The organism is Brevundimonas bullata, assembly GCF_003350205.1.
Classification (GTDB): domain Bacteria; phylum Pseudomonadota; class Alphaproteobacteria; order Caulobacterales; family Caulobacteraceae; genus Brevundimonas; species Brevundimonas bullata.
The window spans coordinates 103,037-123,277 of the sequence record NZ_QLLC01000008.1 but is presented as its reverse complement, the minus strand read 5'-3'; the positions used below and the strand labels follow the sequence as shown (position 1 = coordinate 123,277).

General features: G+C 68.8%; 19 protein-coding genes. 13 read left to right on the top strand and 6 right to left on the bottom strand.

Going from position 1 to position 20,241, the window contains the following annotated elements; genetic code table 11:
• Nucleotides 1–323 precede the first annotated feature (323 nt).
• Nucleotides 324–2,762 carry a DNA topoisomerase (ATP-hydrolyzing) subunit B gene (gyrB, locus tag DXK21_RS05880; RefSeq protein ID WP_114816841.1) on the top strand — a complete coding sequence of 813 codons (2,439 nt, stop codon included), beginning with the start codon at nucleotides 324–326 and terminating at the stop codon, nucleotides 2,760–2,762.
• A gap of 26 nt (nucleotides 2,763–2,788) precedes the next feature.
• On the opposite strand, the gene DXK21_RS05875 is transcribed toward gyrB, so the two are convergent.
• Nucleotides 2,789–3,232 carry a surface-adhesin E family protein gene (locus DXK21_RS05875; protein WP_114816840.1) on the bottom strand — a complete coding sequence of 148 codons (444 nt, stop codon included), beginning with the start codon at nucleotides 3,230–3,232 and terminating at the stop codon, nucleotides 2,789–2,791.
• A gap of 102 nt (nucleotides 3,233–3,334) precedes the next feature.
• Between DXK21_RS05875 and DXK21_RS05870 the strand changes: the two genes are divergently transcribed.
• The gene (locus tag DXK21_RS05870) at nucleotides 3,335–4,246 is read left to right on the top strand and encodes an alpha/beta fold hydrolase (RefSeq protein ID WP_114816839.1); all 912 of its coding nucleotides are present in this window, start codon (nucleotides 3,335–3,337) and stop codon (nucleotides 4,244–4,246) included.
• Between the two features lie 4 nt (nucleotides 4,247–4,250).
• Here the strand turns inward: DXK21_RS05870 and DXK21_RS05865 are convergent, their stop codons facing one another.
• On the bottom strand, nucleotides 4,251–5,777 hold the full coding sequence (locus tag DXK21_RS05865; RefSeq protein ID WP_114816838.1) for a S41 family peptidase: 1,527 nt from the start codon (nucleotides 5,775–5,777) through the stop codon (nucleotides 4,251–4,253).
• A 79-nt stretch (nucleotides 5,778–5,856) separates the two neighbouring features.
• Nucleotides 5,857–7,731 carry a DNA helicase RecQ gene (gene recQ, locus DXK21_RS05860; RefSeq protein WP_114816837.1) on the bottom strand — a complete coding sequence of 625 codons (1,875 nt, stop codon included), beginning with the start codon at nucleotides 7,729–7,731 and terminating at the stop codon, nucleotides 5,857–5,859.
• Between the two features lie 218 nt (nucleotides 7,732–7,949).
• Here recQ and DXK21_RS05855 point away from each other — a divergent pair, with 218 nt between their 5' ends.
• The 9 genes from DXK21_RS05855 to DXK21_RS05815 all read left to right on the top strand — a co-directional run bounded on the left by DXK21_RS05855 (nucleotide 7,950) and on the right by DXK21_RS05815 (nucleotide 15,590).
• On the top strand, nucleotides 7,950–8,849 hold the full coding sequence (locus DXK21_RS05855) for a class I SAM-dependent methyltransferase (protein ID WP_114816836.1): 900 nt from the start codon (nucleotides 7,950–7,952) through the stop codon (nucleotides 8,847–8,849).
• Between the two features lie 68 nt (nucleotides 8,850–8,917).
• Nucleotides 8,918–9,607, top strand: coding sequence for a pseudouridine synthase (locus tag DXK21_RS05850; protein WP_114816835.1), 690 nt, complete (start codon nucleotides 8,918–8,920; stop codon nucleotides 9,605–9,607).
• Between the two features lie 170 nt (nucleotides 9,608–9,777).
• The gene (locus tag DXK21_RS05845; protein WP_114816834.1) at nucleotides 9,778–10,416 is read left to right on the top strand and encodes a phosphoribosylanthranilate isomerase; all 639 of its coding nucleotides are present in this window, start codon (nucleotides 9,778–9,780) and stop codon (nucleotides 10,414–10,416) included.
• 32 nt (nucleotides 10,417–10,448) lie between these two features.
• The gene (gene trpB, locus DXK21_RS05840) at nucleotides 10,449–11,663 is read left to right on the top strand and encodes a tryptophan synthase subunit beta (protein ID WP_162790585.1); all 1,215 of its coding nucleotides are present in this window, start codon (nucleotides 10,449–10,451) and stop codon (nucleotides 11,661–11,663) included.
• A gap of 2 nt (nucleotides 11,664–11,665) precedes the next feature.
• The gene (locus tag DXK21_RS05835; protein ID WP_114816832.1) at nucleotides 11,666–12,145 is read left to right on the top strand and encodes a hypothetical protein; all 480 of its coding nucleotides are present in this window, start codon (nucleotides 11,666–11,668) and stop codon (nucleotides 12,143–12,145) included.
• A complete protein-coding gene (locus tag DXK21_RS05830) occupies nucleotides 12,145–12,552 on the top strand; it encodes a hypothetical protein (protein WP_114816831.1) in 408 nt (135 codons plus the stop codon). The genes DXK21_RS05835 and DXK21_RS05830 overlap by 1 nt, the downstream gene beginning before the upstream one ends.
• On the top strand, nucleotides 12,549–13,406 hold the full coding sequence (gene trpA / locus DXK21_RS05825; RefSeq protein ID WP_114816830.1) for a tryptophan synthase subunit alpha: 858 nt from the start codon (nucleotides 12,549–12,551) through the stop codon (nucleotides 13,404–13,406). The genes DXK21_RS05830 and trpA overlap by 4 nt, the downstream gene beginning before the upstream one ends.
• A 10-nt stretch (nucleotides 13,407–13,416) precedes the next feature.
• Complete coding sequence (locus DXK21_RS05820) at nucleotides 13,417–14,307, top strand: acetyl-CoA carboxylase carboxyltransferase subunit beta (RefSeq protein ID WP_114816829.1); 891 nt, start codon at nucleotides 13,417–13,419, stop codon at nucleotides 14,305–14,307.
• An 8-nt stretch (nucleotides 14,308–14,315) separates the two neighbouring features.
• Nucleotides 14,316–15,590: a bifunctional folylpolyglutamate synthase/dihydrofolate synthase gene (locus DXK21_RS05815; RefSeq protein WP_114816828.1), complete on the top strand. Its 1,275-nt coding sequence runs from the start codon at nucleotides 14,316–14,318 to the stop codon at nucleotides 15,588–15,590.
• A 138-nt stretch (nucleotides 15,591–15,728) separates the two neighbouring features.
• Here DXK21_RS05815 and DXK21_RS05810 read toward each other — a convergent pair whose 3' ends face one another.
• The 3 genes from DXK21_RS05810 to DXK21_RS05800 all read right to left on the bottom strand — a co-directional run bounded on the left by DXK21_RS05810 (nucleotide 15,729) and on the right by DXK21_RS05800 (nucleotide 18,892).
• Nucleotides 15,729–16,160: a nuclear transport factor 2 family protein gene (locus DXK21_RS05810; RefSeq protein WP_114816827.1), complete on the bottom strand. Its 432-nt coding sequence runs from the start codon at nucleotides 16,158–16,160 to the stop codon at nucleotides 15,729–15,731.
• Between the two features lie 14 nt (nucleotides 16,161–16,174).
• Nucleotides 16,175–18,187, bottom strand: coding sequence for an NADPH-dependent 2,4-dienoyl-CoA reductase (locus DXK21_RS05805; protein WP_114816826.1), 2,013 nt, complete (start codon nucleotides 18,185–18,187; stop codon nucleotides 16,175–16,177).
• Nucleotides 18,188–18,271: 84 nt separating this feature from the next.
• The gene (locus DXK21_RS05800) at nucleotides 18,272–18,892 is read right to left on the bottom strand and encodes a TetR/AcrR family transcriptional regulator (RefSeq protein ID WP_114816825.1); all 621 of its coding nucleotides are present in this window, start codon (nucleotides 18,890–18,892) and stop codon (nucleotides 18,272–18,274) included.
• Nucleotides 18,893–18,954: 62 nt separating this feature from the next.
• On the opposite strand from DXK21_RS05800, the gene DXK21_RS05795 reads away from it, so the two are divergent.
• Together DXK21_RS05795 and DXK21_RS05790 are read left to right on the top strand one after the other, a co-directional pair.
• On the top strand, nucleotides 18,955–19,749 hold the full coding sequence (locus DXK21_RS05795) for a Coq4 family protein (RefSeq protein ID WP_245945122.1): 795 nt from the start codon (nucleotides 18,955–18,957) through the stop codon (nucleotides 19,747–19,749).
• Nucleotides 19,746–20,177 (top strand): DUF2147 domain-containing protein, encoded by a 432-nt coding sequence (locus DXK21_RS05790; protein WP_114816824.1) that lies wholly within the window; start codon nucleotides 19,746–19,748, stop codon nucleotides 20,175–20,177. Before DXK21_RS05795 ends, DXK21_RS05790 begins: the two co-directional genes overlap by 4 nt.
• The last annotated feature ends 64 nt before the right edge of the window (nucleotides 20,178–20,241 follow it).

The following is a 20,241-nucleotide window of genomic DNA, read 5'->3' as shown; positions in this document are numbered from 1 at the left end:
ATGCTGATGGTCGCCATGGCCTTCAACCTGCGCCGCTGGGCCGCCCTGCAACCCGTCTGATCAAGCCAGGAATCCGTCCCAAACCCGCCGGGCCGACCCGGAACAGCCCCATCTCACCGCATGAGCCCCCGCCTCACCGCGCCAAGCTAACAGCTGGGCCGTAATGCAACGGTTCCACAAGGGGAGAAGGGTTGAGAGGTGGCTTTTCCTGTCAAATTTCCTATATGTTCTCGGTGTCGGGGCGCGGTGAATTGCGACCTGGCGCGGATGGCGGGCACGCCGTCTTTTCCCTGTCCGTTCGCGGACCCTGAGCCGACGTTTTCATGACCGATCAGACTGACGCCTCGCCGGAATACGGCGCTGATTCCATCAAGGTTCTCAAAGGCCTGGACGCGGTGCGCAAGCGCCCCGGCATGTATATCGGCGACACCGACGACGGCTCCGGCCTGCACCACATGGTCTATGAGGTGGTCGACAACGCCATCGACGAGGCCCTGGCCGGGCACGCCGACCTGGTCCAGGTCATCCTGAACGAGGACGGCAGCGTCACGGTCACCGACAACGGGCGCGGCATTCCCACCGGCATCCACGAGGAAGAAGGCGTCTCGGCGGCCGAGGTCATCATGACCCAGCTGCACGCGGGCGGTAAATTCGACCAGAACTCCTACAAGGTGTCGGGCGGTCTGCACGGTGTGGGCGTGTCCGTGGTCAACGCCCTGTCCGACTGGCTGGAGTTGAAGATCTATCGCGACGGCAAGGCGCATCAGATGCGCTTCGAGCGCGGCGACACGGTCAAGTCCCTGGTGATCACCGGCGACGCCCCGATCCGCACCGAGGGCGAAAAGGCCGGTCAGCCGCTGAGCGGCACCGAAGTCACCTTCTATCCGTCGGTCACGACCTTCAGCCACATCGACTTCGACCTGAAGACGCTGGAGCACCGCCTGCGCGAGCTGGCCTTCCTGAACTCGGGCGTGGTCATCAAGCTGGCCGACCATCGCGGCGCCGAGCCGGTCGAGATCCTGCTGCACTATGAGGGCGGCGTCGAAGCCTTCGTGCGCCACCTCGACAAGTCCAAGACTCCGATCCTGAAGGACGTCATCGTCATTCGCGGCCAGAAGGACGGCATCGAGCTGGACCTGGCCCTGTGGTGGAACGACAGCTACCACGAGACCATGCTGTGCTTCACCAACAACATCCCGCAGCGGGATGGGGGCACGCACCTGTCGGCCTTCCGCACCTCGCTGACCCGCGTCATGGGCGCCTACATCGAGAGCTCGGGCCTGGCCAAGAAGGAGAAGGTCGCGCCGACCGGCGAGGACGCCCGCGAAGGCCTGACCTGCGTCCTGTCGGTCAAGGTGCCGGACCCCAAGTTCAGCTCGCAGACCAAGGACAAGCTGGTCTCCTCCGAGGTGCGTCCGGCGGTGGAGAACCTGTGCTCCGAAGGCCTGTCGCAATGGTTCGAGGAACACCCGGTCGAAGCCAAGCTTATTGTTTCGAAGATCATCGAGGCGGCGTCGGCCCGCGAAGCCGCCCGCAAGGCGCGCGACCTGACGCGGCGCAAGTCGGCGCTGGAGATCAGCAGCTTGCCCGGCAAGCTTGCCGACTGTCAGGAACGCGATCCGGCCAAGTCCGAACTCTTCATCGTCGAGGGCGATTCCGCCGGCGGCTCGGCCAAGCAGGCCCGCAACCGCGAGAACCAGGCCGTCCTGCCCCTGCGCGGCAAGATCCTGAACGTCGAGCGCGCGCGCTTTGACCGGATGCTGTCGTCGGAGCTGATCGGCACCCTGATCCTGGCGCTGGGCACCGGCATCGGCCGCGACGATTTCAACGCCGACAAGCTGCGCTATCACAAGATCATTCTGATGGCCGACGCCGACGTCGACGGCGCCCACATCCGCACCCTGCTGCTGACCTTCTTCTATCGTCAGATGCCGGAGCTGATCGAACGCGGCCACGTCTATATCGCCCAGCCGCCGCTCTATAAGGTCTCCAAGGGCAAGCAGAGCCGCTACCTGAAGGATCAGACGGAGATGGACTCCTATCTGATCGAGGAGGGCTGTTCCGAGGCCGAGCTGGACCTGGCCGGCGGCGAGCGCCGCATGGGGCTGGACCTGCAGGCCCTGGTCCGCGAGGCCAAGGCCTTCAAGGGTCTGGTCGATCGCCTGTCGCAGCGCGCGCCGGCCTTCGCCATCGAGCAGAGCGCCTTGGCCGGCCTGTTCAGCGAGAGCGGCGGCGAGCTGGAAAGCCGCGCGGGCAGCGCCGCCGAGCGCCTGAACCTCTATGCCGAAGAAGGCGACGGTCCGTGGTCGGGCGCGCGCGCCGAACAGGGCGGGGTCATGTTCAGCCGCGTCCGCCGCGCCGTCACCGAGACCATCGTCCTGGACGAACAACTGGGCCGCTCGCTGGACGCGCGGCGTCTGGCCGAACGCGCCGCTGCGTTCGAAGGCCTGTTCGACACGCCTGCCGTCTATCGCCGCAAGGACAAGTCCACGACCGTTCGCGGCCCGCTGGACCTGCTGAACGCCGTGCTGGACGCCGGCAAGAAGGGCCTGGCCATCCAGCGCTACAAGGGCCTGGGCGAGATGAACCCCGAGCAGCTGTGGGAGACGACGCTGGACGTCAACGCCCGCACCCTGCTGCAGGTCAAGGTCGAACACGGCGACGACGCCGACGACCTGTTCGCCAAGCTGATGGGCGACGTGGTCGAGCCGCGCCGCGAGTTCATCCAGGAAAACGCCCTGGACGCCGCGGTCGACGTCTGACGGCGGTCAGGCGTAACGCACGGCGGTCAGCCGCCGTGCTGGCTGTCGATGAAGGCCTTGATGGATGGGCTGCTGGGGGCGGTGGAGCGCTGGTTGTCGCAGGCGATGCTCTTGATATAGGCGCCGAGGCTGTTGGCTGAGGGGCGGTCCCATTCGGCCTCTGGATCGGGGTAACGGGCCTCTTCGGCGCCGCTGGACCCGTACTCGACTTCCAGGACGATGCGGGCCTGATTGGCGGCGCAGCGGAAAGCGTACTCATTGATCTTGTGCGTGTAATCGCCTGCGGTTGCGGGCAGGGGGATGCGCGCGACCCTGATCGTGGTGTCGTCGCCGACCGTGGCGATGCTGGACAGATCCGCGAGATAGACGACGCGAGCGCTGCTGGAGACCGAACTCCATTCTTCGGCCGAGACGCTGAAGGCCAGGCTCGCTGCAGCCAGGGCGACCGACGCCGTGATGAACATCTTCATGATTTCCTCCCCAGGATGAGGGGAGTTCACACCCGGCGCGCCGATTTTTCAACTGGGCAGATGCGCCGATGAATCGCCACGATCTGCACCCAGGTTTGCGCCATGACCCGTTTCCTGAAGATGCTCGCGCTTGCCTTCGTCCTGTCGGCCTCGACCCTGGGGGGCATGGGGGTCGGGGGAGCCGCGTCTGCGGCCACGTCGGCCAGGGGGTTCGCGTCGGACCGGATCGTGGTCGAGGCGCGGGGCGAGGGGGCGGATGTGATCCTGATCCCCGGTCTGGCCTCGACCTCGGCGGTGTGGGCGCGCACGGCCCAGGCGCTGGAGGGGCGCTATCGGGTGCATCTGGTGACGGTGCGCGGGTTCGGCGACGTGTCGGCGGGCGGCAATGGCGAGGGCCTGATCGGCGCCCCGGCGGCGGCGGAGATCCGGCGCTATATCGCCGAGCAGGGGCTGGAGCGGCCGGCCGTGATCGGCCATTCCATGGGCGGGCAGATCGCCCTGCGGGTCGCCGCCGACGCCGGGCCGCGCGTCGGTCGGGTCATGGTGGTGGACGCCTCGCCCTTCTTCCCGTCGCTGATCAGTTCTGGGGCGACGGCGGGGGATGTCGAGCCCCTGGCGCGGCTGGCCTATCAGGGGCTTCTGCTGTTCGGCGACGAGGCGCTGAAGACCCAGGCCGGGGCCATGGGAGCGGACATGGGCGGCGCGGCCGACAGCCTGTTCAGCACCCTGGGCTGGCAGGGCGGAGACCGGCGGACCCTGGCCCAGGGGCTGTATGAGGTGATGACGGTGGACTTGCGGGCGCGATTGCCCGCGATCACCGCCCCTGTCACCGTGGTCTATGGCTGGAGCGCCGACGACCGCAGCCCGCGCAGCCAGATCGACGCCCTGTTCCGGGCAAGCTATCGCTCGCTGCGGACGCCGGCCGCCTTCGAGCGCATCGAGGGCGCCGAGCACATGGTCATGATCGACCAGCCGCGCCGCTTCCAGGCGGCGGTCGAGCGCTTCCTGCGCTGAAGGCTCAGCGCGGCTGAAGCTGACGGATCGAGGCCAGCAGGGCCGCGTCGTCGGTCATGTCGCCTTCGATGACATATTGGGGGCGTTGCGGTTCGTTGTTGCCGCGGGCGCGACCGCGATAGACCTTCATCGGCACGGCGATCTGGGCCAGTCCGCTGGGCAGGAACGGCGCGCGCACCTCCATATAGACGGTGTCGGCGGAGGTCTCGCGGCCGACCTGAAGCGCCCCCGCGGTCTTCCACAGATCGACCGCGTCGAGGCAGGCCGAGCCGCAGCTGGAATCGGTCAGAACATAGACCCGGCCCGCCATCAGTTGCAGCGCGGGCGGCGGCGGAACGGCGTCTTCGGGCGGCGCCTCGTTGGCGCTGCGCCAGTAGGGCTGACCTGCGGCCTGCGCCGCCTTCATGCCGTTCACGGCGTCCTCGGCCCAGGCGATGTATTCGGGCGAGCTGTTTGAAGCGCGCAATTGATCCAGGAACTCGGAAATCTGGGCGATATTGCCGTCCGAGGCGCGCCATTCGACGGCTTCGATGGCGGGTTCGGGATGGGCGGCCATCCAAGCGTCGCCCCACAGGACCTGAGCCATCAACTGGCTCCAGTGCGACGAGCCGCCGCCGTTGCCGCGCAGGTCCAGCACCACATAGGGGGCCAGGCGTAGGGCCTCCTGTTTGGTCCTCATGTCCGCGATCAGGGCGGTCAACGCGGCGTGGGTCTCGCTCTTCGGATCGCCGTCGAAAGAGGGCGTCGAGATCCAGAAGCCGCCGTCGTCGAAATGTTTGAGACCGAAGTCGGGCCGGGCGCGCTGGGCCAGCTTGCCGCGCCGGGCGCCCAAATCATCAGGCGTGGCGCGCCAGTTCAGGGCGTAGGTCTGGGGCGCGCCGTCGGTCTCGAAGCGGCACTGGCTCATTTCGCTGACCCATGGGTTCTGGGCGCTGAGGAACTGCCGGTCGCCGTAGAGGCTGCGCTGGGCCTCAAGGAACCAGCGGCCCCGGAACTGGCCGATGCGTTGCTCGGCCAGGGTCTCGGCGGCGACGCCGTCGCAGTCGATCAGTTTGGCGCCCAGGGGCGGCGTCGCGGCGTCGGCCTCGTCCCGGTCGGCCACCACCTGATCGGCGCCGCGATAGACGGTCAGGAAGCCGGGCCAGCGGGTCTGGAAGTTGAAGCCGTCCTGCGTCATGCCGATCTGGACGTGGCCGTCCTCGAAGCTGGCGACATAGGCCCGCAGCGCCCACCACCAGCCGCCCGCGTCGGTGGTCGTCTTCGCCCGGTCCAGCGCGACGGTCAGGCCTTGTTCCAGCCGGGGGCGAAAGGCGGGGTTGAGGGCGTCGTGCACGCCCGGATGACTGTCGACGATGATGTCGTGCAGGCCGGTCGCGTCCTGAACCAGGGTCGCGGACCAGTCGCGCGGCTGATCCATCGGCTTGACCGCCGCCGTCGGCGTTTGGGGCGGCGTTTCGATCTGGGCGTCCTGCGCCTGAACCGCACCGGCCATCGCCAGACAGGCGACGCCTGTCGTCAGAAATCGCTTCATGTCTCTTCCCCCGCTTTTCCGAGGAAGGGTGACAGGATGAACGCTGAAGCTCCAGTTACGCTTTGGTCAGGGGCGGGACTCAGTCGGCCGAGGCCAGAGCTTCCAGCACGCCCTTGCCGTAGCGCTCCAGCTTGCCGGCGCCGACGCCGGAGATGCGGCCCAGGGCGTCGAGATTGCGCGGCTCGTTGAGGGCGATCTCGACCAGGGTCTTGTCCTGGAAGATGACATAGGGCGGGACGTGCTGCTCGGCGGCGCGGTCGCGGCGCCAGGCGCGCAGGACCTCGAAACGGGCGCGGACATCCGTGTCCAGCGCCTCGGCGGCCAGGTTGCGGCCCGCGTTGCGGCGCGGGCGTTCGGCCTCGACCACACGGACGGGCGCCTTGCGCACCTGGATCGGGCGCTCGCCGCGATAGACGGCGCGGACGGCCTCGGGATCGCCGAGCTGGATGATGGGCTTGCCCTCGTTCGGGTCCTCGACCAGCAGGCCCTCGAACAGCAAATGGTCGATGACGTCGCGCCAGGCGGTCAGCGACAGGTCGGCGCCGATGCTCCAGGTGGACAGGTTCGACTCCCACGATTGGACGTCCTTGGTCTTGCCCAGCAGGTGATCGACGACGCGGGTCCGACCGAAGCGTTCGCCGAGGCGCTGCACCGCCGCGAGCGCCTTTTGCGCGGGGACCACGGCGTCGAACGTCGCCGGCGGGTCACCGCAGATGTCGCAGACGCCGCAGGGTTGGGCGTCCGTTTCGCCAAAGTAGCGGCGCACGGCCTGGGGCCGACAGACGGCGCCGTCCAGCATGGCGAACAGCTGGCGCACCTTGCGCGTCTGAACCTGTTTGACCTCCTCGGCCATGGGGCGGCCTTCGAGGCGGCGCAGGGACCAGGCGATGTCGGAGGGGCCGTAGAGGGTGATGCCTTCGGCCGGTTCGCCGTCACGTCCGGCGCGGCCGATCTCCTGCCAGTAGGCTTCCAGCGATCCGGGCGGGTCGGCGTGGATGACGAAGCGGACATCCGGTTTATCGACGCCCATGCCGAAGGCGATTGTGGCGACCATGACGGCGCCGTCCTCGGCCAGGAAGCGCTCCAGCCGCCTGTCGCGATCCTTGGCGTCAAAGCCGGCGTGATAGGCGATGGCGTTGACGCCGCCGTCGCGCAGGGTCTGCGCCACGCGTTCGCAGCCGTCGCGGCTGCCGCAATAGACCACGCCGGACTTGCCCCGCCTTTCGCGAACCAGTTCGACCACGGCGGCGTCGGTGCGGGCGCGGCTGCCGTTGATCTTGCGCTCGGCGGACAGTTGCAGGTTGGGACGGGCGAAGCTGTCGACGAAGACGCGGGCCTCGCCGAGGCGCAGCGAGGCCAGGATGTCGTCGCGGGTGCGGGCGTCGGCGGTGGCGGTGACGGCGATGCGCGGCACGCCGGGGAAGATCTCGGCCAGACGGCCCAGCGAGCGGTAGTCGGGGCGGAAGTCGTGGCCCCACTGACTGACGCAGTGGGCCTCGTCGATGGCGATCAGGCTGAGGTCGATCTCGGACAGCCGCTCCAGCATGGAGCCGGCGGCCAGGCCTTCGGGCGAGACGTAGAGCAGATCCAGTTCGCCGGAGCGGGCGGCGCGCCAGATGGCGGAGCGCTCCTCCATCGACACGCCGGAATCGAGGCGGGCGGCCGCGACGCCCTGTTGCTTCAGGGCCTCGACCTGATCGGTCATCAGGGCGATCAGCGGCGACACCACCAGGCCGACGCCGGGGCGCAGCATGGCCGGGATCTGATAGCAGACGCTCTTGCCGCCGCCGGTCGGCAGCACGGCCATGACGTCGCGCCCGGCCAGAACCTCGGCCACGACCTGGGATTGCAGCCCGCGGAAATCGGCATGGCCCCAGACCCGGCCCAGAACCTCGCGCGCGGCGCTCAGGTCAAGCGAGGCGGGCGGGGCGGAACGGCGGGGGTCAGCGAGCATCGGCGGGTTGTGCCTGATCCGTTCCGGGGTGTCACCCTTGCACAGTTCTGCCGTCATCCCGGACGGCCGCAGGCCGATCCGGGACCCAGGCGGCAGGTCTATGGCGCCGCATCGCCGCAAGAGCAGGCGCCTGGGTCCCGGGTTCTGCTGCGCAGCCCCGGGATGACGAAGGCGCGGGCGCTTCGCGAACAGGGAGGAAAGCGTTATAGGCCCGCCCCATGACCACCATTCTCTATGGCCGCCCGCCGGCGGTGTTCGACGTTCCGACCGGGGCTTTGCAGACCTCGCCCCTGATCCCCGGCTCGACCGCTCTGGAAGACCTCGCCCCAGGTTCGGTGGACGAGGCGATGATCTACGCCCCGCCGGGCGTGGTGGAGCGGCGCTATACCCTGGCGATGGCGCTGCGGGCGCTGAAGGTCGGCGGACGGCTCGACGTCATGGCGCACAAGAGCAAGGGCGGCTCGCGTCTGGGCAAGGAGTTGAAGGACTTCGGTCTGGAGGTCGGCGAGACGGCCAAGGCCCACCATCGCCGCTGCATCGTCACGCGGCCCGAAACGATCGAGGGGCTGGATGCGGCCATTGCGGCGGGCAGCCTGAAGCAGGTCGAGGGGCTGGACGCCTGGTCGCAGCCGGGCGTCTTCGCCTGGGACCGGGTCGATCCGGGCACGGCCCTGCTGGCCGGGGTCATGCCGCCGCTGAAGGGCGCGGGCGCCGATCTGGGCTGCGGCTTCGGCGCGCTGTCGCTGGTGGCGCTGCGGTCGTCGGCGGTGACATCTTTACGTCTGATCGACATCGACCGGCGCGCCATCGCAGCGGCGAAGAAGAACGTCGAGGACCTGCGCGTCAGCTTTGAATGGGCCGATGTGCGCACCCTGCCGACCGAGGGCGAGCTGAACTTCATCGTCAGCAATCCGCCCTTCCACGACGGCGGGACCGAGGATCGGCGTCTGGGTCAGAACTTCATCCGTCAGGCGGCGGCCCTGCTGAAGACCGGCGGCGTGCTGTGGCTGGTGGCCAACCGGCACCTGCCCTATGAGGCCGAACTGAACGCGGCCTTCAAGCGGGTGAAGCCGCTGCTCGACAAGGGCGGCTACAAGATCTTCGAGGCGGTGAAGTGAGCACGTCCTCAAGCAGCCCGAAGGGCGGTAGGACCCCAACAAGCAGGGTGGATAAGCTCTTGGGCTCCATGGGCTACGGCTCGCGGGCCGAGATGGCGCGGATGGGCAAGGCGGGCGGGATCGTGCTGGACGGCGTCGATCTGACGGATGTGTCGAAACGCATCCCGGTGACGCCCGACCTGCCGAGCCGGATGGAGATCGACGGCGAGCCGCTGGACCCGGTTCAGGGACTGGTCATGCTGCTGAACAAGCCGCTGGGCATGACCTGTTCGCGCAAGGAAGACGGGGCGCTGGTCTATGACATCCTGCCGGATCGGTGGAAGCGGCGCGACCCGGCCATCTCGACCATCGGGCGTCTGGACAAGCAGACGACGGGCCTGCTGCTGCTGACCGACGACGGCGACCTGCTGCACCGGGTAATCTCGCCCAAGCGCCATGTGGCCAAGGTCTATCGCGCGACACTGGCGCGGCCGTTGAGCGGAACGGAAGGCGCGCTGTTCGCCTCGGGCGAACTGGTGCTGGAGAACGAGGACAAGCCGCTGTCGCCGGCCCTTCTGGAGGTGGTGTCGCCGACCGAGGCCCTGCTGACCGTGACCGAGGGGCGCTATCATCAGGTGCGCCGGATGTTCGCCGCCGTCGGCAACCACGTCGAGGCCCTGCACCGCGAGCGAATGGGCGGGCTGGTTTTGCCGGATGATCTGGCGCCGGGGGCGTGGCGGCTGCTGACGCCGGAAGAGATTGAGCGGATCTTCGCCTGAAGCCATGCCGTCATCCCGGCCGAAGCGTCAGCGGAGAGCCGGGACCGCCCGAGGCGCCGCCGTCAGTGCTTCCTGCGGTCCCGGATAGCGGCTGCGCCGCTTCCGGGATGACGGCGTGAAAGGGACGGGCGACGCTTGACCTCTCGGCCTCGCTCGCGCACCTCCCCTTTATGACCTTGGCCAAGATTTGCGGACTGACGACGCCCGAGACGCTGGAGGCGGCGCTGGAAGGCGGCGCGGCCTTTGTCGGGGCGGTGGTGTTTGAAAAAAGCCCGCGCCATATCCCGCCGCTGCACGCCGCCACCCTGTTCGACCGGGCGCGGGGCAAGGCGAAGATCGTCGCCGTGCTGGTTGATCCTGACGACGCCCTGCTGACCGAGGTGGGACTGATCCTGCGGCCCGACCTGATCCAGCTGCATGGGCACGAGACGCCGCAGCGCGCCGCCGAGGTGCGGCGGCTGACCGGGGCGGGGATCATCAAGGCCCTGCCGATCCGGACCGAGGCCGACTTCGCGTCTGTGCCCGATTGGGCCGATGTGGCGGACCATCTGCTGTTCGACGCCAAGCCGCCCGAAGGCTCCAGCCTGCCCGGCGGGGTCGGGGCCTCGTTCGATTGGTCGTTGATGCAGAACCGCGCCCTGCCGGCACGCTGGTTCCTCGCAGGCGGGTTGGAGCCGCAAAATATCACCGAGGCCGTGCGGATTTCGGGGGCGCCCTTGGTCGATGTCTCCTCTGGCGTCGACAGCGCGCCCGGTGTTAAGGACGCGGACTTGATCCACGCCTTCCTCGAGGCCGTATCCCGGTCCTGATTTCGTCGCCTTCTCGCGAAAGACTGCCGCTCGTGAACGCAATTCTCCCCAATACCTACGCCTGGCCCGACGCCGAGGGCCGCTTTGGTCCCTATGGCGGCCGCTTCGTGCCCGAAACCCTGATGCCTCTGACCCATGAGCTTCAGGCGGCCTATGAGGCGGCCAAGGCCGATCCGAGCTTCCAGGCCGAGCTGGACGATTTCCTGACCCACTATGTCGGTCGCGAAAGCCCGCTCTATTTCGCCGAGCGGCTAACCGATCACTTCGGCGGGGCGAAGATCTGGCTGAAGCGCGAGGACCTGAACCACACGGGCGCGCACAAGATCAACAACTGCATGGGTCAGATCCTGCTGGCGCGGCGCATGGGCAAGACGCGGATCATCGCCGAAACCGGCGCCGGTCAGCACGGCGTGGCCTCGGCCACCGTCTGCGCCCGTTTCGGCCTGCCCTGCACGGTCTATATGGGCGCGGTGGACGTCGAGCGGCAGCAGCCCAACGTCTTCCGCATGAAGCTGATGGGGGCCGAGGTCGCGGCGGTGACGGCGGGGGCGGCGACGCTGAAGGACGCCATGAACGAGGCGATGCGCGACTGGGTCACGAACGTCGAGGACACCTATTACATCATCGGCACGGCGGCGGGCCCGGCTCCCTACCCGGCCATGGTGCGGGACTTCCAGTCGGTGATCGGCCGCGAGATCAAGCGCCAGTCGCTGGATCGGATCGGGCGCCTGCCCGACGCCGTGGTGGCCTGCATCGGCGGCGGCTCCAACGCCATCGGCGCCTTCCACCCCTTCGTCGACGACGCCGAGGTTCGCCTGATCGGCGTCGAGGCGGCGGGCCACGGTCTGGACACGCCCGAACACGCCGCCAGCCTGAAGGGCGGCCGCCCCGGCGTGCTGCACGGCAACCGCACCTATCTGTTGCAGGACGCCGACGGTCAGATTCTGGAGGGCCACTCCATTTCTGCCGGTCTCGACTATCCGGGCATCGGGCCGGAGCACGCCTGGCTGAACGACCTGGGCCGCGGGGAATATCTGTCGGCCACCGACGACGAGGCGCTGGACGCCTTCCAGATGCTGTCGAAACTGGAAGGCATCATCCCGGCGCTGGAGCCTTCGCACGCCCTGGCGCGCATCGGCGAGATCGCCAAGGACGTGGGGCAGGGCGGCGACGTCGTCCTGGTCCTGTCGGGTCGAGGCGACAAGGACATCTTTACCGTGGCCAAGCATCTGGGCGTGGAGCTTTGAGCATGAACAGTCTTCTGATCGCGGCGCTCGCCGTCGCCGTTTCGCCGACCCTGACGATGGCTAAGACGCAAGCCGCGCCGGTCGCGGCGCAGGCCGAAGCGCCGGCGGCTGCCGCCGCGCCCTCCTTTGGGCCCGGCGTCGCCGCGACCGGGGTGCCGGTCCTGGCGCCCGCCGTCGCTGCGCCCGACTGCGGCGGTCAGGTGCGCAGCCCGGCCTTCTGCGTCACCGCGCAACTGGATCAGGTCAGCGATCTGGCCGAGGCCTATCTGGCGCAGTTCGAGAAGGACGGCTGGCTGCCCGCCGCCGGCGACGACAACCGCGTGGTCCTGATCAAGCGCCGCGAGGCCGGCGGCTGCGACGGCATGCAGATGATCGCCTTCTACGACGAGTCCAAGCCGGCTGAGGCGACCGCGCCCGGCTACCTCGGCTTCGCCACCATCCCCGGCGACGTCTGCGCCGGCCAACCGGCGCCGCAATCCTGATGCTTCTGGCGTCGATGACGGCTGCGGTGGCTATAAGCGCCGCGCCAGCCGATTGGCGGGACAGTTTCGTGCTGCCTGCACTTCCCGACGCCAGGACCGCCACGGACTGTCCGACGCCCGAAGAGACCTCCGACCGTTTCATCTGTCTGACCTTTCCTCGCGAAAAGGCTCGGGATGTAAGGAACGCTCTGTTTGAGGGGCTGAGGCAGGATGGTTTCTACGTCGGGCGCGCGCCGGGGGCGGATTTCGGGTTCCTGAGGGAGCCCGGCTCGAACAGCTGTGAAAGCGGCCTGGGGTTCATCTACATCGTCGAGGGAGAAACCGACCCGGCGAAGACCGCTGTAATGCTGATCGCACTGAGTAATGACACCTGCGGCGACCTGGCGACGGGTGAGGACAATCAATGACGACTGCACGTATCGACGCCCGTTTCGCTGCCCTGAAGGCCGAGGGCCGGGCCGGCTTTATTCCCTATGTCATGACCGGCGATCCCAGCCGGGACGAGGCGCTGGAGATCCTGCGCGGCCTGCCCGCCGCGGGGGCCGACCTGATCGAACTGGGTCTGGCCTTTTCGGACCCGATGGCCGAGGGGCCGCCGATCCAGCGCGCGGCCCTGCGCGGGCTTGCGGCGGGGATGACCCTGCGCGGCACGCTGGATCTGGTGGCGGAGTTCCGTAAAGGCGACGACGCCACGCCGGTCATCCTGATGGGCTATCTGAACCCGGTCGAAAGCTACGGCTACGAGGCCTTCGCCCGCGACGCCGCCGAGGCGGGCGTGGACGGGTTGATCGTGGTCGACTGCCCGCCGGAAGAGGCCGGGCCCATGGCGGAGGCGCTGGATGCGCAGGGCGTGTCGCTGATCCGGCTGGCCACGCCGACCTCGGACGACGAGCGGCTGCAGGTGATCGCGCGCGGCACCTCGGGCTTTGTCTATTACGTCTCGGTCGCGGGCGTGACCGGGGTCAAGGAGGCTGTGGCGGCTGACGTCGCCCCCGCCGTCGAGCGCGTGCGCAAGGCGACTGGCCTGCCGGTCGCCGTCGGCTTTGGCGTCAGGACGCCCGAGCGCGCCGCCGAGATCGCCCGCGTGGCCGATGCGGTGGTGGCCGGCTCGGTCTTCGTCGATGAGGTCGCCGCAGCCCTGGAAGCGAACGAACCCGCCGTCCCTCGCGTTCTGGCCAAGGTCAAGGCGTTGGCCGATGCGGTGAAAACCGCCAGAACTCGTGCTTCGCCCCTTAGTGCTTTCCTTGGGGAAACCGTTTAAAGGCGCGCCCATGCCCGATAAGAATCTCGAGAACAAACCGCGCGGCGGCTGGCTGTCCCGCTTCGCTCCCGGCGTCCGCAAGATCGTCAGCCGGCGCGACACGCCCGACAATCTGTGGGTCAAGGACCCGGACAGCGGCGAGATGCTGTTCCGCACGGACCTGGAGGCGGCCCTCTGGGTCACGCCGTCGGGCCGCCATATGCGGATCAACGCCCCGACCCGTCTGAAGGCCACCTTCGACGAGGGCAAGTTCGAGAGCATCGACACCCCGGACGTGCCGGAAGACCCGCTGAAGTTCTCGGACGGCAAGCCCTATCGCGAGCGCCTCAACGCCGCGCGCAAGGCGGCGGGCCGCAAGGACACCATGGCCATCGGTTTCGGCAAGATCGACGGCGTGGCCGCGGTCGTCATCGTGCAGGACTTCACCTTCATGGGCGGGTCTCTGGGCATGGCGGCGGGCGAGGCCTTCATCGCCGCCGCCCGTGAAGCCGTGAAGCGCGGCGTGCCCTTCGTCTGCTTCACCGCCGCCGGCGGCGCACGGATGCAGGAAGGCGCGCTGAGCCTGATGCAGATGGCCCGCACCACCCTGGCGGTGCAGGAGGTGAAGGCGGCGCAGCTGCCCTATATCGTCGTCCTGACCGACCCGACCACGGGGGGCGTGACCGCCTCCTACGCCATGCTGGGCGATGTTCACCTGGCCGAGCCGAACGCCCTGATCGGCTTCGCCGGTCCGCGCGTGATCGAGACCACGATCCGCGAGAAACTGCCGCCGGGCTTCCAGCGCGCCGAGTATCTGCAGGGCAAGGGCATGGTCGACAAGGTCGTGGCGCGCGGCGATCTGCCCAAGACGCTCGGCCAGATCATGTCCATGCTGATGGGCGGCAAGCGCCAGGCGGCGTAAGCGCCGTCATGGACCCCATTTCGCAGCGCCTTCTGGCCCGCCATCCCCAGCGCATCGACCTGTCGCTGGACCGGATGCGGGCATTGTGCGCGGCGCTGGGCGACCCGCAGGATCGGTTGCCCCCGGTGGTCCATGTCGCCGGCACCAACGGCAAGGGTTCGACCGTGTCGCTCATCCGCGCCATTGCGGAGGCGGCGGGCCTGCGGGTTCATGCCTATACCTCGCCGCATCTGGTGCGCTTCAACGAGCGCATCCGGCTGGCCGGGACCCTGATCAGCGACGATCAGTTGAACGCTATCCTTGATCGCATCGAGGCGGTGTCGGGCGAGGCCACCGTGTTCGAGAGCACGACCGCCGCCGCCTTCCTGGCCATGAGCGAGACCCCCGCCGATCTGGCCATCATCGAGGTGGGGCTGGGCGGCTCGCTGGACGCCACCAACGTCATCGACCGGCCCCTGCTCAGCGTCATCACCCCGGTCGATCTGGATCACGCCGAATTCCTGGGCGACAAGATCGAGGGCGTCGCCGCCGAGAAGGCGGGCATTTTGAAAGCCGGGGCGCGCGGCGTCGTCGCGCGTCAGTCCGAAGCCGTCATGGCGGTGATCGAACGCCGCGCCGCCGAGGTGAACTCGCCCCTGACCGTCATGGGGGTGGATTTCGACGCCTGGGCCGAGCGCGGCGGGCTGGTCTATCAGGATCAGGAGCGCTTCCTCGACTTGCCGGCCCCGGCGCTGAGCGGGCCGCATCAGTTCGACAATGCGGGCGTGGCCGTGGCGGCGGCGCTGGAGCTGGACCTGCCCGAAGCCGTTATCGCCGAGGGCTTGAAAGCCGTGCGCTGGCCGGCGCGGATGCAGCGTCTGACCGCCGGACCCTATGCCGAGCGGGCGCAAGCCGCTGACGCCGAGCTGTGGCTGGACGGCGGGCATAATCCTCACGCCGGACGGGCCATGGCCCGAACCCTGGCCGAGCGTCAGGCAAGGGCGCCGCGCCCCCTGGCGCTTATCGTGGCCATGCTGGCCAACAAGGATGCGGGCGGTTTCTTCGAGGCCCTGAAGGGCGTGGACGCCCAGGTCTTCACCGTCGGCTTTGACGGCGCGGCGGCGGACCCGGCGGCCCTGGCGGCGGTGGCCCAGGGGCGCGGCTTCGGGGCCATGGCGGCGGGCTCGGTGAGCGAGGCGCTGGACCGGGCCCTGGCCCTGGGCGCGGGCCGCGTGGTCATCTGCGGCTCGCTGTATCTGGCCGGCGAAGTGCTGGGCGCCAGCCCCGAGACCTATCCCGTTTAGAGCTTCCGCCGTCACCCTCGGGCTTGTCCCGAGGGGCCATGGCGACTTCGAGCGCTGCGCCGCCATGGTGATCCGAGGTGCATGGCGGAACGATAGGCCCTCGGGACAAGCCCGAGGGTGACGATCGTGGTGTGGGGTTCAGCCCTGGGCCTTGAAGGCGGGCAGGAGGGCGCCGAGGCGTTGGCCCATTTCTTCGGCCATGGCCTGAACCCCGCTCAGCGGGCGCATCATGACCTCGAAGTCGACGATCCGGCCGTCTTCGTCGAAGCGGATGAAGTCGATGCCCTTGACGCTCTTGTCTGCGACCTTGGCGCTGAACTCCAGCACCACGCTGAGGCCGTCGGCGGTGGCGGCTTCGCGGTGGTAGGCGAAGTCGGAGAAGACGCTGGCGGCGGTGCTGACCGCCAGAACCACGGCCTCGGCGCTGTGATAGGCCTTGTGGGCGACCGGGGAGCGGAAGACGGCCTCGGGATGGGTGATGGCGCGCAAGCCCCCCAGGTCCTGGGCGGCGACCATCTGATGCCACTTGGTGAGCGAAGCGGCGGCGGCGGGATGCAGGGTCGGCGTCATGAGCTTTTCCTTCCTCAGAGAGCGGCGGCCAGGCGCACGCCCTGATCGATGGCGCGCTTGGCGTCCAGTTCAGCGGCCACGTCCGCGCCGCCGATCAGGTGGACCGAGCAGCCGCGCGCGACCAGGGCGTCGTGCAGGTCGCGCAGGGGGTCCTGACCGGCGCAGATGACGACGTGGTCGACCGGCAGGGTCTTTTCAGCGCCGTCGATGGTCACGTGCAGGCCGTCGTCGTCGATGCGGCGATAGGCGACGCCGCTGGCGGTGACGACGCCGTGCATCTTCAGCGCGGCGCGGTGAATCCAGCCGGTGGTGCGACCCAGGCGTTCGCCGACCTTGCCGGTCGAGCGCTGCATCAGGAAGACCTGACGCTCCGCCGGTTCGACCTGGGGCGCGGTGCGGCCCCCGGCGGTGCGGTAGTCGGGATCGACGCCCCAGGTGCGGAAGAAGCGGTCGATCGACGGCGGCGCATGCCGCTCGACCAGATATTCGCTGACGTCGTGGCCGATGCCCCCGGCGCCGATGACGGCGACAGACTTTCCAACAGGAACCTCGTCGCGCAGGACGTCGAGGTAGGACAGGGTCTTGGGGTGGTCGACGCCGTCGATCTCGGGCGTGCGCGGGGTCACGCCGGTGGCCAGGACGATCTCGTCGAAGCCTTCGTCGGCCAGATCCTCAGCCTCGGCGCGGGTGTTGAGGCGGACCTTGACCCCGGTCAGGTCCAACTGCTTGCGGAAGTAGCGCAGGGTCTCGCCGAACTCCTCCTTGCCGGGGATCTTGCGGGCGATGTTGAACTGGCCGCCCACCTCGCTCGCGGCCTCGATCAGGGTGACGTCGTGGCCGCGTTCGGCGGCGGTGACGGCGAAGCTGAGCCCGGCGGGACCGGCGCCGACGACGGCGATCTTGCGGGGCGTTTCGGTCGGGGCGATGACCAGTTCGGTCTCGTGACAGGCGCGCGGATTGACCAGGCAGGAGGTGATCTTGCCCGCAAACGTATGGTCCAGACAGGCCTGGTTGCAGCCGATGCAGGTGTTGATCTCGTCGGCGCGGTTCTCGCGCGCCTTGCGCACAAACGCGGGGTCGGCCAGCAGGGGGCGGGCCATCGACACCATGTCGCAATAGCCCTCGGCCAGCAGGCGCTCGGCCACCTCGGGCGTATTGATGCGGTTGGTGGCGACCAGGGGGATGGAGACCTCGCCCTTGAGGCGTTTCGTCACCCAGGCGAAGGCGGCGCGCGGGACGCTGGTGGCGATGGTGGGGATGCGGGCTTCGTGCCAGCCGATGCCGGTGTTGAGGATGGTGGCGCCCGCCGCCTCGATGGCCTTGGCCAGATGCACCACTTCTTCGGCGGTCGAGCCGCCCTCGACGAGGTCCAGCATCGACAGGCGGTAGATGATGATGAAGTTGGGGCCTACGCGCTCGCGGGTGCGGCGCACGATCTCAAGCGGCAGGCGGATGCGGTTCTCGTACGAGCCGCCCCATTCGTCGTCGCGCTGGTTGGTGCGGGCGGCGATGAATTCGTTGATCAGATAGCCCTCGGACCCCATGACCTCGACGCCGTCATAACCGGCTGACTGGGCCAGGGCGGCGCAGTTGACGAAATCGGTGATGGTCTGCTCGACCTCCTCGCCGGTCAGGGCGTGGGGAGCAAACGGGGTGATCGGGGCCTGGATGGCCGAGGGCGCGACCAGGTCCGGATGGTAGGCGTAGCGGCCGAAATGCAGGATCTGCAAGGCGATCTTGCCGCCCTCGGCGTGGACGGCGGCGGTGACGAGGCGATGATGTTCGGCCTCCTCCTCGGTGGTCAGCTTGGCGCCCCAGGGCATGGGGCGTCCGTGCTCGTTGGGCGAGATGCCGCCGGTGACGATCAGCCCGACCTCGCCGCGCGCCCGCTCGGCGTAGAAGGCGGCCATGCGCTCGAAGCCGTGCTCGACCTCCTCCAGCCCGACGTGCATCGACCCCATCAGCACCCGGTTCTTCAGCGTGGTGAAGCCGAGGTCGAGCGGCTTGAGCAGTTCGGGATAGGGCATGGCGGCGGCCTAGTTATGCAATCAGTTGCATAACTAGTATCGCGATCCCGACATTATGCAATGGGTTGCAATGGGGCCGCGGCGTCAGGCCTCGGGCGAAGGCTTCCTGATGAAGCTGGGCAGCAGGCTGGCCACCACCTTGCGGCCGGCGTCGTCGGGCTGGTCCAGCATGGCGCGCAGCGGCGGGCCGATCAGGGCTTCGCCGAAGGCGCTGAGGGCGATGAACAGGACCGCCGAGCCGATGCGCTCGCGCGCCTCGCCGTCGTCGCCCATCTTCTCGGCGATGGCGTTGACCAGATTGTTCACCGCGTCGCGCACCGGGTCCAGATGGGTCAGGTCGCCGGACAGGGCGATCCAGGCCGCCAGCCGTCCGGCGCCGCCTTCAGCGAAGGCGTCGAACACGGCGTTGATCAGCTCCATCGGCGCGCCGTCGTCGGTGCGCAGCCGCGTCACCGCCGTTTCCAGCGCCTGACCCAGGTCCGCCACCATCGAGCCCATCAGCGCCGACTGCAGGCCGGCGGCCGAGCCGAAATGGTGGATCAGATTGGCGTGGGTGACGCCGATGTCCGCCGCCACCGCCGACAGGGTCACTGCCGTGGGACCGCCCGACAACAGCAGGGCGCGGGCGGCGTCCACGGCCTCGCGGCGGGCCTCATCAGGCGCGCGACGGCGACGGCGCGGTTTTTCGAGCTTGGCAATTGACATATGTGTAAATGACATTCATGTAGATAGTTCGTCGTTCTAGGCTTCCGCAAAGGAACCCGCAAGTGCAAGCCGTCTCAAGCCTCCCCGCTTTCGACCTGACCGCTGACGCCTTCGCCCGCCAGCCGTCGCAACTGACCGCCTCTCGCGTTCAGCCGATCCGCGCCCTGCGCGCCATGCGCCGCCTGGTGGCGGACAAGGACGACACCGAACAGGTGTTCGAAATCATGAACGCCCTGTCGGGGCGTTCGCCCGACTGGGGCTACAGTCGTCTGCTGGAAACGCCGGAAGGCGGGGCCCAGGCCTATCGTCGGCTCGAGCTGGCGGACCGATTGCAGGACCGGGCCTGGCTGGCTCAGTTCGCGTCGGGAACGGTCGGCGCCGCCTATCGCGACTTCATCGACGCGCAGAACTTCTCGGCCTATGGCCTGGCCGAAGAGAGCCGCAAGATCGCCGACAGCGAGATCGAGGCGGCCCACCCGCGCGCCTGGTTCGCGCGCCGGATGCGCGACGTGCATGACATCTGGCACGTCCTGACCGGCTATCAGGCCGATGCTCTGGGCGAGGCCTGTGTGGTGGCGTTTTCGCTGCCGCAGACGCGCAGCGCCGGCTTCGGCCTGATCGCCTCGGGCATAGCGGTGCAGTTCATGCGCGCCCGCACCGGATACCCTTGCGCGCGGGCCGTCTTCCAGGCCTGGCGCGACGGGCGTCGCGCCGCCTGGCTGCCGGGCGAGGACTATGAGCGCCTGTTCGCCGAGCCGCTGGACGTCGCCCGCCGTCGCCTGAAGATCCCGACGCCGACCATCTATCAGCGCGTGCCGCCTGCGGTCCGCAACGCCTATCATGGCGGCAAGGGATGAGGGGGCGCGCGGGGGTTCTGGCTGCTGCTCTCGTCGCCGGGGTCGCCTCGCCGGTGATGGCGCAGGACGAGGCCCTGCTGGGGCGCTGGCGCACGCCGGCCCAGAACGGCGTCGTCGCCATCGAGCGTTGCGGCGCGGCCCTGTGCGCCAAGGTGGTGGACGCCGCCGCCCTGCGCGCCAACCCGGATCAGCGCGATGTGCGCAATCGCGACCCGGCCCTGCGGACCCGACCGATCAAGGGGTTGACGGTGCTGCGGGCGGCGTCCGGCGGGCCGCGCGTGTGGAACGCCGGACCGCTCTACGACCCGGACAGCGGTCAGGGGGCGGCGACGGGGACGCTGACCCTGGTCGAGCCCGACCGGCTGGCGGTGCGGGGCTGCATCGCCCGGATGCTGTGCCGGACCCAGAACTGGACGCGGGCGCGCTGACACCGCCGCCCGCTGACGACCGACGACTGTAACGCGAGAGGCCGACGGGGGGACCGTGTCGGCG